This is a genomic window from Allobosea sp. 05T422_2, from assembly GCF_056396265.1.
On the sequence record NZ_JBFTLD010000204.1, the window covers coordinates 1 to 12163 of the forward strand.

General features: G+C 61.6%; 13 protein-coding genes and 2 pseudogenes. 9 read left to right on the forward strand and 6 right to left on the reverse strand.

What is annotated here, in order from left to right; all coding sequences use genetic code 11:
• From AC1DJT_RS26460 to AC1DJT_RS26470, 3 genes are all read right to left on the reverse strand, one after another.
• A partial coding sequence (locus AC1DJT_RS26460; RefSeq protein WP_476835205.1) for a metallophosphoesterase occupies positions 1-706 on the reverse strand: 706 nt, incomplete at its 3' end.
• Positions 707-756: 50 nt separating this feature from the next.
• A complete protein-coding gene (locus AC1DJT_RS26465; RefSeq protein ID WP_476769911.1) occupies positions 757-1386 on the reverse strand; it encodes an HAD family hydrolase in 630 nt (209 codons plus the stop codon).
• Between the two features lie 6 nt (positions 1387-1392).
• The gene (locus AC1DJT_RS26470; RefSeq protein ID WP_441480364.1) at positions 1393-1848 is read right to left on the reverse strand and encodes a hypothetical protein; all 456 of its coding nucleotides are present in this window, start codon (positions 1846-1848) and stop codon (positions 1393-1395) included.
• 85 nt (positions 1849-1933) lie between these two features.
• Here AC1DJT_RS26470 and AC1DJT_RS26475 point away from each other — a divergent pair, with 85 nt between their 5' ends.
• From AC1DJT_RS26475 to AC1DJT_RS26505, 7 genes and pseudogenes are all read left to right on the forward strand, one after another.
• Complete coding sequence (locus tag AC1DJT_RS26475) at positions 1934-2182, forward strand: helix-turn-helix domain-containing protein (RefSeq protein WP_441492550.1); 249 nt, start codon at positions 1934-1936, stop codon at positions 2180-2182.
• A gap of 753 nt (positions 2183-2935) precedes the next feature.
• Positions 2936-4147, forward strand: a complete 1212-nt coding sequence (repA, locus tag AC1DJT_RS26480; protein ID WP_441492551.1) for a plasmid partitioning protein RepA — start codon at positions 2936-2938, stop codon at positions 4145-4147.
• Positions 4144-5184, forward strand: coding sequence for a plasmid partitioning protein RepB (gene repB, locus AC1DJT_RS26485; protein WP_476835206.1), 1041 nt, complete (start codon positions 4144-4146; stop codon positions 5182-5184). Before repA ends, repB begins: the two co-directional genes overlap by 4 nt.
• Positions 5185-5468: 284 nt before the next feature.
• On the forward strand, positions 5469-6698 hold the full coding sequence (gene repC, locus AC1DJT_RS26490; RefSeq protein WP_476769908.1) for a plasmid replication protein RepC: 1230 nt from the start codon (positions 5469-5471) through the stop codon (positions 6696-6698).
• Positions 6699-6893: 195 nt separating this feature from the next.
• Positions 6894-7229 (forward strand): WGR domain-containing protein, encoded by a 336-nt coding sequence (locus AC1DJT_RS26495; RefSeq protein ID WP_476769907.1) that lies wholly within the window; start codon positions 6894-6896, stop codon positions 7227-7229.
• Between the two features lie 332 nt (positions 7230-7561).
• Positions 7562-7956, forward strand: a pseudogene (locus tag AC1DJT_RS26500) (MbcA/ParS/Xre antitoxin family protein).
• A pseudogene (locus tag AC1DJT_RS26505) lies at positions 7953-8273 on the forward strand (RES family NAD+ phosphorylase); the annotation flags it as partial. The pseudogenes AC1DJT_RS26500 and AC1DJT_RS26505, both read left to right, overlap by 4 nt.
• A 427-nt stretch (positions 8274-8700) precedes the next feature.
• Here the strand turns inward: AC1DJT_RS26505 and AC1DJT_RS26510 are convergent.
• The 3 genes from AC1DJT_RS26510 to AC1DJT_RS26520 all read right to left on the reverse strand — a co-directional run bounded on the left by AC1DJT_RS26510 (position 8701) and on the right by AC1DJT_RS26520 (position 10437).
• Complete coding sequence (locus AC1DJT_RS26510; protein WP_476835208.1) at positions 8701-9720, reverse strand: tyrosine-type recombinase/integrase; 1020 nt, start codon at positions 9718-9720, stop codon at positions 8701-8703.
• A 61-nt stretch (positions 9721-9781) separates the two neighbouring features.
• Complete coding sequence (locus tag AC1DJT_RS26515) at positions 9782-10186, reverse strand: PIN domain-containing protein (RefSeq protein ID WP_476769906.1); 405 nt, start codon at positions 10184-10186, stop codon at positions 9782-9784.
• On the reverse strand, positions 10186-10437 hold the full coding sequence (locus AC1DJT_RS26520) for a type II toxin-antitoxin system Phd/YefM family antitoxin (RefSeq protein ID WP_441480374.1): 252 nt from the start codon (positions 10435-10437) through the stop codon (positions 10186-10188). The genes AC1DJT_RS26515 and AC1DJT_RS26520 overlap by 1 nt, the downstream gene beginning before the upstream one ends.
• A gap of 269 nt (positions 10438-10706) precedes the next feature.
• On the opposite strand from AC1DJT_RS26520, the gene AC1DJT_RS26525 reads away from it, so the two are divergent.
• Positions 10707-11663 carry a DUF1403 family protein gene (locus tag AC1DJT_RS26525; RefSeq protein WP_476769905.1) on the forward strand — a complete coding sequence of 319 codons (957 nt, stop codon included), beginning with the start codon at positions 10707-10709 and terminating at the stop codon, positions 11661-11663.
• 3 nt (positions 11664-11666) lie between these two features.
• A partial coding sequence (gene scpB, locus AC1DJT_RS26530) for an SMC-Scp complex subunit ScpB (RefSeq protein WP_476835207.1) occupies positions 11667-12163 on the forward strand: 497 nt, incomplete at its 3' end.

Consider the following 12163-nt stretch of genomic DNA (forward strand, 5'->3'; position numbering starts at 1 on the left):
CCGTGATCGTGACCGTGGATCCAGAGTTCAGGCCGTGATCGTGACCGTGGATCCAGAGTTCAGGCTGAAACTCTTCAATAATGTTGCTGAGGTCAGAAGCGAAGGCAGGCGTAAGCGGGCTGCCCTGATACCGCGACGCGATCGAATGTGGATGGGGGGCGTGGTGAGTGACCACGACAGTCGGGCCGCTGTGAGGTGTGGCAAGCTCGTGCCGGACAAACGTCAAGTCCCGCCTGTGTTCTGCCGCAGCGTGCCATGGCATGAACCGGCTATAGTGCCCTCCCTCTTCCCGATAGCGAATGAGGCGATGATCATTCAGCGTTTGGCCGGCATAGACCATGGATGGCTTCGGCGTCCCGTACAGCCGGTAATCGGTCCATAAGATGCATCCGACGAAGCGGACGCCGTTGATGATGACCGTCCGGCGAAAAAGCAGATCAACATCGGCGAGCGCGGCCGCCTCCGCGCCCTTAGCAAGATTGGATTTGAATTCGGTTCCGTAGAACTCGTGGTTCCCTGGAACGTAGACGATCGGCCGATTTTGCAGCGGTCCGATTTCCCTTTGCGTGGACAGCCACTGGGCCGCTGCGGAAATTGGCTGACCGATGTCGCCGGCGAAAACGGCGACGTCGAATTCGGGCATTGGGGCTGGAAACTCGAACTTTCCACATTCGAGATGAATGTCGGAAATCACTAGCAGGCGCATTCTATGTCCATTCGAAGATGGCCGCGCGATCGAGCGGGCGGCCGAAGTTTTCAGCCTGCCTTGGCAGCGGCAATTCGGGCGAAGAGTTTGACGATCCTACTTGGCGCATAGATCGATGGCCGCGTGGCATAGGACGCTTCGAACTCGGCAATCGGCATTGCGGAGGCGCCTGCGGCGATGGGGCCCATCACGTCGGCTTCGCGGCTATCGCCCACAAACAATATCTGTGACAGCTTAAGTTCGAGCTGCGAGGAAACCAGCTGATAGATCTCTTTCTGTGGCTTCATCAGCCCGCTTTGAAAGGAAAGAATGAACGCGTCCGGGAAGCCCGGGAGGCACTCGATCAGCGCTTCCTCGTATGGCGCCGCTAGATTCGAGCAGATGGCGATTTTGAGCCTCGCCCTTCGCAGTGCAGCCCAAACCCCATCCATGCCCGGCCTTGCCCGGGTCGAAGCGCACTCGGCCTTGAGATCGGCCTCAAGCTCCGCCAACTTGTCTTCATCAATGAAGGTGGCGATCTCGCGCGAAAGCTCGCGAAGGCCGAGCGGCTGAGTAAGCGCCTGCACGGCGGCGGCTCTTGAAGGCTCGCTCGCAAGAAGCGCATGGAATGGTTGCCGCTTATCGGTGATCTCGACAACGGTGTCAAAGGCATCGAAGCAAATCGCGCGGATCTCAGTCATCGAGTCTCAGTGCCACTTTATGTCGTCGACGGTGTACGGCCGAAAGTTCTCGTCAGCTTCGTTTGGGGCGATGTGACGGACGACGCCTGACAGGCATTGCCGAACTTCCATTTGACGTTCGAACGACACGCACAAAAGTTCCATCGGTGCCTGCCCAGCGAACGGTTCGGCCTCAATTGGGCGCAATAGCCAACGCCTTTCCTCCTCGGCCGTTCTCAAAAACTGCCGCAGGTCGCCAAAGACTCCTAAGATCGCCGAAATCCGCATCATGGTGTCTGTTTCGAGAACCAGCGGCTTGTGCCATCGGGAGAGGCGAACCCAGCGGTGAAATTCTCGCTGCCTGCAGCCAAGCAGTTGAAGCTGTCGCCGCTCTGGGAGATCCCATCGCTTCGCGATGTTGACGAACACGCGCATGACGGAGCCGCTCAAGCGCGCCCGCTCTTCGTCGGTTGGTTCTTTCATGGTTCGGCACCTAGGAGGAATTGAGATCCGTTCTATCCGCGTTGTAGCGACGTGGGCTTCGATTTAGATACTATAATACCTAGAAATGGAAGAGGCGCTCCGCTTCGTTCAGTTCATGGACGTTCGGCAGACCTTCGGGAAAAATATGCGGAGAGCCCGCATCGCAGCCGGGCTGTCTCAGGATGAAATTGCGGTACGTATGGGCGTGGAGCAGACCTACGTCAGCGGGCTGGAGCGGGGGGTACGCAACCCCACTTTGACGACCTTAGAGCGTGCAGCGATCGCGCTGAACGTGAAGCTCAGGGAGCTGCTGGACGAGTGGCCTTGCTCGTAATTCGGAGTCACAAGCTGGTTTGACGCAATAACTGCCGCAAAAAAAGTGCTCGACGGGACGTCCCGCGTCACTTCTTGCGCCCTCGCCCATGCGGACAAATCGGGTACTCGAAGCCGTCGAGGTCCTCGTCGGCAAGCGTGAGATCTAAGGCGAACGTTCCGAAAAGATGTTCTCCGACGGCAAGCACCGGGTCCGCTGGTCAAATTACAACCGCGTCGAAGCAATCCCGATTTACTTCCGGCGCTGCGTTACCACGCGCGCGTGAGCTTTTTGTCCGGCGTCTTAGACATCCAGCCGATGGTTCATCGCAACGTTGCCGCAGCCAGCGGCGCTGCGGCTCCCGCGACGTGTTTTGACGACGGTGGATATGCGGCGTGCAGACTGTCGACCCCACCCAACTTCGCCTGTCGGCTTTGAGCAACTAGGCCTCTGGGCAAGGATTGATTCTACCAATCTGCCCTTAGACGCGTCAGGGGGCGTCACTTTGCCATCTCCTGACGCGTCTAGGGCATATACTCCAGTTGGCCTGGAGCGTGTCCGGAAATAGGCCATGAGCATTCCGATAAGCCAATGATATTTAATGGCTTTCCTGCTCTGATCCCAACCTTTAAGTTTCAGACTCGGCAAAAGCTCCACATAGGTAAGAATCCATTAACGTTAAATGGCTGGACGCCCACAGAGAATCGTGGCGTAGCTTGTCGGGCAATGGGCGCTAAAACGCCCTTAACCCGACAATGAGGACAAGAAGCGCCAATGGCCGACCCCCTGGCGAAGGATATCCGCCATAGTGAAGCCGCGGAGCGCGTCTGGCGGCACGCTGGTGTCCTGTCACGTCAGCTGAATGTCTTGCGTGAACGGATGTACCCGCCTCACGCACAGAAGCATTTGCGACACTTTCTAACGAATGAGGTGTCGAAGCTTACCTCCATTCCTGACTCGACGCTGAAGCTGATGTCGAACGAGGGCAAAGGTCCCCTGCCCGCTCGGCTTGAGAACAATCATCGGGCTTATACGCTTGCGCAGGTAAATGAGTTGCGGCGCCTGTTTGCCCAGCAGAAGCCTGCGGAGGCACTGCGTTTTTTGCCTCACCGTCGCCGCGGCGAACACCTGCAAGTTATCGCGGTCGCGAACTTCAAAGGCGGTTCGGCGAAAACCACCACGAGTTTGCATCTGGCGCACTTTCTCGCCCTTCAGGGCTATCGGGTGCTGACCATAGATCTCGATCCCCAGGCTTCACTATCTGCGATGTTCGGTGCGCAGCCCGAGATCGACGTTGGCGACAACGAAACGATCTGGGCGGCATTGCGATACGACGAGTTGCGCCGGCCGATGCGCGAGATCATCCGGAAAACCTACTTTGACGGCGTCGATCTTGTCCCGGGCAACCTCGAAGTTATGGAGTTCGAGTACGACACGCCCCGTGTGCTCGCACGAGGAGCAAAGACAGACAGCTTATTCTTCGAGCGTCTCGGCTTGGCCATCGACGAGGTGGAAGCTGACTACGATGTTGTTGTTCTCGATACGCCCCCTTCCCTCGGCTATTTGACGCTCGGCGCGATCTACGCGTCGACGGGTATGATCGTGACAATCCATCCAGCGATGCTCGATGTGGCGTCGATGAGCCAATTCTTGTTGATGATGGGTGACCTGATCAATGTGATCGCCGGCGAGAATGCCACAATGCGCCAGGATTTCTTTCGCTATCTGGTCACTCGCAACAATCCGTACGACAAGCCGCAGACCGAGATTGTTTCGATGCTGCGGACGTTATTCCCTGATGACGTCATGACGCCGACGGCAGTCGAAAGCACTGCGGTTGAGGCGGCGGGGCTCGCCAAGCGTAGCATCTATGAGCTCGAGTCGGGGGAGATCGGCCGAGATGCGTTCAAGCGCGCACGGGAGTCGTTCGACGCAGTTAATGAAGGAATTCTGGATCTGATAAAGCAGACCTGGGGGCGGGCATGAGTAAGCCGCCTCGCCGCTCGATCGTCTCCAGCTTTGGGGCGCTCTCGCTGACCGCGAGTTCCGCCGCAGGCGAAACGGATCCGAACCTCGACAGCGCGCTGAACACCCCGCCTCCGAGAGTTCCTGCGGGAGTAATCGGAGCCACACAGCGGACGCTATCCGATATTCGCGAGGAGCGCGATCGACTCAAAGCATTGGTCGAGTCCGGGGCCGCTGGCCTTAAGGAACTTGATCCGGCGCTGATTGACCCGTCGCCGTTCCCTGATCGGTTAGCGGACGATTCTCCTGTCGAGTTTGAAGCCTTTCGAAAGACGTTTCTGGAAGAAGGACAACAGATCCCAATCCAGGTTCGGCCGCATTCGGAGCTGGAGGGGCGCTACCAGGTCATCTACGGACACCGTCGTGTCCGAGCTGCACGCGACCTAGGTGTCCMGGTAAAGGCGTTGGTCCGGTCACTTTCTGATTCTGAGTTGGTGGTTGCACAGGGCCTCGAGAATGGCAGCCGCCAAGACTTGACCTGGATAGAGCGCGCCTTGTTCGCGTGGCGAATGGAGAACGCGGGGATTAAGCCTCGCGACATCAAAGCGGCACTGTCGTTGGACGATCAGGAGATGGCGCGGATGCGTTCCATCTGGCGCGCGCTACCCATCGATCTGATTACGATGATTGGTCGCGCGCCAAAGGTCGGGCGGCCGCGTTGGCTTGAGTTGGCGGGGGCCGTTGGGGAAAAACCAGCGCTGCTCGAACTGGCTCGGAAAACCTTGTCAGCTGACAAGGTTTTGGCGCTGCCCTCTGACGAACGCTTTCGCGAGGTTCTTGGGGTTTTGCAGCCATCAGGTTCGCCGGCTCAGACAGAAGTCGCGCTGCTTGCCGGGTCCGGAGACCGACTCGGGCGAGCGAGTTTTACGTCCAAAGAGGTGCGCCTCGTCGTTGATCGAGCTCATGCGGCTTCATTCGCAGAGTTCCTCAGGGGCGAACTGCCTTCACTAATGGACCGGTACTTGAGCCAGGCCAGTGCTGCGAAGGACGCCGGGTGAGGAGACCTTGTCAGCTGGCAAGGTTTTGAAACGCTGGGAATGAAGGAGAGCGAATGGGAGCAGCTAGACTAGGTCCGACGGTGTGGAGTTCTCGACGGCCTGGTCAACAACGAAGCTAACGGCAGTAGGCAAAGAAAAAGGCCCCCGAAACGGTGTTCCGGAAGCCCTTCTCATAGTCGGCAACTTGAGAATCGCACTTCCCTGAATCCCCGTCAAGAGTCCCATTGGGATTTGAGCGCCTTTTCGGCGAGCGGACTTCTTTTGCCCTAATCAGGCGAAGACCCATGGAAAAAAGACTTTCGACGACGCCCTTTGGGCGGCGAACGCTGACGCTTGCGCATGTTGCAGGCCAAGTGATTGCAGACGCTTGCCCGCCCGCCAAGGCGACTCATAAATGGAATGTGTTTCGTGACATCTGCACGGCGAAGACCCGGGTCGGCGTGTCCGAGCGGGCGCTTGCCGTCCTAGATGCCCTTTTGACCTTTCATCCAGAGACCGTGCTGACTGGTGAAGGGTTGATCGTCTTCCCGTCCAACCACCAACTCTGTCTGCGCGCCCATGGTATGGCACCGGCGACACTGCGCCGGCATCTTGCTGTCCTTGTAGATGCGGGACTCATCGTTCGCCGCGACAGCCCCAACGGCAAGCGCTATGCGCGCAAGGGCAGCCACGGCGAGATCGAGCTCGCTTTTGGTTTCGATTTGGCGCCGCTGGTCGCGCGGGCCGAGGAGTTCGAAGCCTGGGCAGAAGAGGTTCGCGCTGAAGAGCGGGCGCTGAAGCTTGTACGAGAGCGCATCACGATCTGCCGTCGCGACCTCGCGAAGATGATAGCGATGGGCATAGAAGAGAGCATTCCGACCCAACATCAGGGGGTAGGTCCCGCTAGCTGGGCCGATATTCAAGGCGTACTGCTCACCCTCCTCGCCCGGTTGCCACGGAAGGGCTCGGCGGTCGTCCTGGAGCCGTTAGCGCAGCAGCTTTCGATGCTTGCGGACGAGGTGCACAGCCTTCTGGAAATGCACGTTAAAAATCAAAATATGAGCGGCACTGAGTCTCATATTGAGCGTCACATACAGAATTCAAAACCAGACTCCCTCACTGACTCTGAACCTAGCTTTCGAGAAAGCAGGGGGGTCGCCTCGGAGGGAGAGCTTGAAGCGACGCGCCTGCCAGTTCGCGCTTATCCCTTAGGGATGGTGTTGGACGCCTGCCCGGACATCATTGATTACAGTCGTGGCGGTATCTCGAGTTGGAGGGATTTGGTGGCAACCGTAGCGGTGGTCAGGCCTATCCTCGGAATTAGTCCGAGCGCCTGGGCCGGGGCACTGGCGGTCTTGGGAGAGATAGAGGCATCGATCGTGGTCGCCGCCATTCTGCAGAAGGCTGAAGCTATCAACAGCGCGGGGGGCTATCTGAGAAACCTAACGCGGCGAGCCGAGGCGGGTGAGTTCTCATTAGGGCCAATGCTGATGGCGTTGATCGGATCCCGAATGCGCGAAAAGCGAAGTGCGTGATCGTCCGTGGAAGTTCGTTAAGGTTAATGAAGCCGCAGCCTGCCTCGCGTGATGAGGCGAGGCAGGCTGGCTGGGGGAGGGGAACCAGCAAGAGTGTTCATTCGGGTGGCTCGCATCAATCTGGTGAATCGATGATCGCCAATCGATTCACGCTTTGCGTTGGACGTCGTCAGGCCGTGAGGATGAAGTKGCGGCATGGAACACGTGCTCGAAGCTCCTCACTACAAGCTGCAAATGCTGGTCCTCGAACGGCGGGACCAGACGCGCAACATGGCCCGCTTTTATGTCCTGGCCGTCGAACCGACTTTGTTTGACGAGTTCGCGCTTGTGCGCGAGTGGGGGCGATGGGGCAGTTTCGGCCGGCGACGGTTGGATCTGTACGGAGATCTCGACGAAGCGGCTGAGGCGCTGGAGGATTGGCTGGTTAGAAAGACGAAGCGCGGCTATCGCATTGTCAGCACCGCGATGGGAGGAAATGAGCCTGAGTTGGATCAGGGGAGGGCATTTTCAAGCCCAGCTTCGACGAGGTAGCACGCAACAGTCTCTCAATGGCGAAGGCACTACTCGATGAGACATTGCGGTCATCCTGACCTTTCCGGGMATCGTCGAGGTGTACACCGCAGGGGAGGGCGGCTACTACAACCCGACAGCCTTGGTCAGATTGACCTGGAAGCGACCGCGGCGGCGCTTTGTGTGGACGCGCTGGAGCTGAATTCGACAGATTCGAGCCGAGCCTTAGGATGGTCGATCGGGTGCCGGCCTGTCAGGAGCGCAAGCTCTGCCTCGAATAGGGCCTGAGGTTGAAACTGGGCGATTATATTCTGTCAGGTGAATGTGCGACTAGATGTGGCAAAGGGGGCAGAATGGCTCAAGCTGTGAAGGCTCCGCTGCAGAGCGAATCCCTGGTCCTATCCTATATGGACCGGGCCGGCAGGATTGCGATCACTCAGCTGGCGGACGGCTTCGGCATGTCGAAGACCCAGCTCGCCGAAACCGCGGGTCTCGCTCGCGAGACGCTATACCGAGCCGAGCCGAGCGGAGCGGTGCGCGACGGACCCAGGGCCGGCTCCGCGAAATGCTCGAAATCATCAGCTGCGTCTCGGAATGGGCGGGTGGCAAAGAGCAGGCGATGGCCTGGTATCGGGCTCAGCCCCTGCCGGCCTTTGGCGGACGAACCGCCGAGGCACTGGTCAAGGAGGGCAAGGCTGCGGCCGTTCGGGACTATCTCGACCACATGGCGCTTGGCGGCTTTGCGTGAGGTTTGTCGGGACCTGCTACCGGGCACATGATCCGCGCTGGGCTTTCAAGCCGCTGTCGGGGGATGGCGCGGCGATCAGGGGCGCCCGCTTCAACCCAAAGGGGATCCCCGCGCTGTATCTCGGCTTGAGCATCATGACCGCGATCAAGGAGGCCAACCTGGGTTTTGCGCATCGCATCGACGCCTGTGTGTTGTGTTCCTATGAGATCGATAGTGAGGATGTCGCTGACCTGACGACGGAGCAGGGCAGGAGAGAGCATGCGGTCGAGCGCGATGATCTCAACCTTGTGCTCTGGCGCTGGGGACCGGATCTGCCGATCGCGCCGGCGCTGATCACGGCGGGGCAGTTCGGCTGCGGCATGACCGGGTTGGCTGAGCCGCAAGGTGCAGTGCGGCGCCCAAGCTGTTGCGCAGTGAATTGTTGGCTGATCGAGCGATCCGGCCGTTTCGCTTGGCTTGCATTGCCCATAGCTTAGCGGTCGGGGAATCGTAGACGAGGGGCGTGGTGTGATGACGAATCGCGTTGAACTCGCTGTCGAAGCGGCAGCGAAGGCTCTTCATGAGACGGTCCGACGTCAGCATCAGCTGCGCTGGGAGCTGATGACGGAGCGCTGGCGCGCTGACATGAGGGACTATGTCCGCCCCTGTGTTTTAGCGACGTTGAAAGTCGCGGATAAACTCAGCCCACAGCCGCGTCGGCCGACCGTTCCGAGCAGAATCTCGCTCCGGGCCTGAGGCTAAGCTCTAAAGGCCAGCTGCCTTGGTGAGATTGACCCGGAAGCGATCGCGGCGGCGCTGGTAGCGCCGGGTCATTTCGGCACTGGCGTGCCCGAGCTGCTTTTGGACATAGCGCTCGTCGACCTCGGCCGAGGTGGCGAGCCCGGCCCGGAGCGAGTGACCAGAAAACTTCTCGGCCCGTTGCCCTTCAGGAAGGTCGCCGCGCACGCCGGCAGCCAGGGCCGTGCGCTTAACGAGACGCGCCACCTCCTGATCAAGGAGGCGCTCAGGACCGACGTCCTGGCCCTGGCCGGTCACGCGGCGAAACAGCGGCCCGTGTGCGATCCTGGCGAACCTGAGCCAGGTTTGCAGCGCGGCGATGGGGCAGGTCGTGTCCGACGAGCCGCGGCCGATCTCAACTTCCCGCCAGCCATTCTTGCCGCGCAACGTCACAATCATGCCCTTGTCGAGGATCTCGACCCAGCCCCGGCCATCCTCGCTGTGGTCCGGACCAGCATCGAGGCCGACGATCTCCGAGCGCCGAAGACCGCCGGCGAAGCCAAGCAGCAGCATGGCGCGATCGCGCAGGCCACGCAGGCTGGCGCGATCGAGCGTCTCGAGCATGGCGATGACGTCTTCCGGCAGCACCGCCTCTTTCTGGACTGGTGGACGACCGTGGGTGTTTCGGATCCCTGCGAGCACGGTCGCAATATGGCGATCCTGCCGGTCGAGGGGGGGACCGCGCTGAGCGTAGGTCCAGGCCAAGGCAGAGAGGCGGCGTTCGATCGTGCTCACCGTTGACGGCCGCCGATCGCCACTGGCGGTGCCGGAGGCAAGGGCGGTGATGTAGAGCCCGACGACCTGGGGATCGGGCTCCCCAGCCGAAATGCCCTGGCGACGGCACCAGCCCGAAAAATGCTTCCAGTCCGAGGCATAGGCGCGACGCGTATTGGGCGAGCTGGCCGCTTCGACGTAGCGGCGGGCCCGACCGGCAAGATCCTCGAGTTGCGGTGAGAGGACACTTTGCGCAGCGACATCGGGCGCCATGGGAGGTGAGGGGGTGATTGTTCCGGATGACCCCGTGTCGCTGCTCATGACTGCGCCCCTATCAACGGACGTCCCAGGGATTGACGACCGAGGCGCCCATCGTCTCGAATTGGTCTGACCGGCGGCTGACCACGATCATGTCATGCACGATCGCGGTTGCCGCAAGCAGCGCGTCCGCCACCGCATCAGGGGCAGGGGAGGCGATCCGGCCCCACGCGGCCGCCACGCGGTCGCAGACCGGCAGGATTCGATCGTGATGGTCATGGCGGAGCTTGCGCAGCCATTCGCTGAGCTGGGCCGCTTGGTCGGGTTCGCGCGGCCGGTGTGCGGCGATGGCCCGGCCGAGCTCACCAAGCGTGATCACGCTCAGATAGACGCCCAAGGGGTAGATGGCGCGCAGCCAAGCGACCGCCGGCGGTGATCCCGTGCGAACCTCGGCAACGAAATCGGTGCTGAGAAGGTACATCAGACGGCCTCGCGACCGGCCGTCCCGCGCGCGGGTGTGAGCCCTCGCGCAAGCGCTTCGTCCCAGAGCGGCGCGGCCACCAAATCATCGACGAGTGTCGGCCGTGCCGCACGCAGCGCCTCATAGGCTTGTGTGGAGAGGACGACCGCCGCCGCTTCGCCCCGCAGCGTCACGACCTGCGGGCCTTCGCTGCGCGCGCGCTGGACCACCTTCGAAAAGTGGTTCTTGGCATCCTGCAACGGCCACTCCATCGCGCGAATCTCCTAGCTAGACAGGCTAGCTTGATAGGCCCGTCGTTAACCATGTGCAATGTGATCGCCGACCGGACGACCGGAGCGGACGCTCGGTGGTTTCGTCTCGGAGGTTGGTCGGGCGTTCCCGCGGCCAGAGTCAGCATTGTCGGATGATGGCAGGAATGAATGATAATGCAACATTATCATTCATTTTGTCACAATGACAGGCGCGGCGCTTTTTCGTAGAAAGAGTAGCATAAAGCGCCGCTTCTCGCTATGCTGCTGGCATGCTTCGCCGCGCCGCGCCCCTGGCTCCTTTATCCTTGCCCGTCCGGCCGGTGCCCGGCTGGGTGCGGGCAAAACCGCAATCCGATCAGGCGCTTGATGCGGCTTTTCAGGCGGGCGCCAGCCTGGCTGTGCTCGATGCGATTGCCCGTGACACGCCGCCGTGGAGCGGGGTGTTTCGGCAGCGCCTGGCGCTGCAGGCCGCGGCCGCGAGCCTGCGCCTGCTCGGCCGCCGCGAGGATCAAAACCAGTTGCGCGACGTGCAGCTGCTGCGCCGGCCTGGCGACGACCCGGGTCCGGCTGGGCGTGTCCTGCTGGCCTGGCGGCACCTCGTTGCCCGCTCGCCAGATTTTTCGCCAGAGGCGATCGCGCGGGCCGCCGCCGCGTTTGATTTGGCCCTCAGCACGGCGGAGCTCGCGGCGCTTGCCGAGCTGGCCTCTGACGCGGCCCGCTCGGCCCGGGCGGCGATCGTCGCCGTGGCCGAGCTGAGCGAGCGCGTCGTCAAGGTGCGCCCGGATGCCGAGGTCTTGGCGCTCTGGCTGGCTGACGCCGTGCTCGCCCAAAAGCTCAAATGGGTTTTGCCGGTGCCGCTCCGGGCGACGACGATCCTCGATCCTGCCGCACGGGTCGGCCCGACCGGAAAACGTCCGCGCCCGGGCGGGGAGGGCTGGCAGACGGCCGTGGCTCTGGCCTATGCGCAAGCGGCAGGTCGCGCGATCGACCTGGCCGGCGAGCTGGCGCGCCGGGCCGAAATCCTCCAGGCGGCGGCGCCCAAACTGCGGGCGAAAGGTTCTGGTGCGGTGATCGCCGCTTTGCTGAATGATGATGCCTTGGCTGGCTCGGCCGAGATCGGCGGCATCTCGGATCGCGGTCTGCGCCGTCTGTTCGACCGGCTCGTCTCGCTCGGTGCGGTCCGCGAATTGTCGGGCCGGCCGACCTTTCGCATCTATGGGCTCTGAGCCATGGCGCGTCGCTCTAAACCGGAGAGTGCGCTCGACACCGAACTGGCCGAGCTGCCGCCCGAATTGCGCTGGCGCGAATGGATGGGCCGGGTCGAGGCGGTGATCTTTGCCGCCCCGGAGCCGGTCTCGCGCGACGTGCTGGCGCAGCTGGTTGGTCGCGACTGTGCGATCGATCTGATCATCGCCGACATTCGCGAGGAGCTGCGCGGCCGCCCCTATGACCTGGTCGCCGTCGCCGGGGGCTGGCAACACCGGACGCGCGGTGCTTTTGGGCCGGCGATCCGGGCGGTGTCGGGAGTGCCGCAAGCGGCCGCCGGCCTGTCACCGAGCGAGATGCTGTTTCTRTCGGGGATCGCTTATCTGCAGCCGATCACCCGCAGCGAGCTCGGCAAGGTCTTTGGCAAGGAGATGAGCCGCGACAGCGTTGCGGCGCTCAAACGCGCCGGCGTGATCACGGCCGGACCGCGCAGCCCGGAGCCGGGGGCGCCCTATACCTA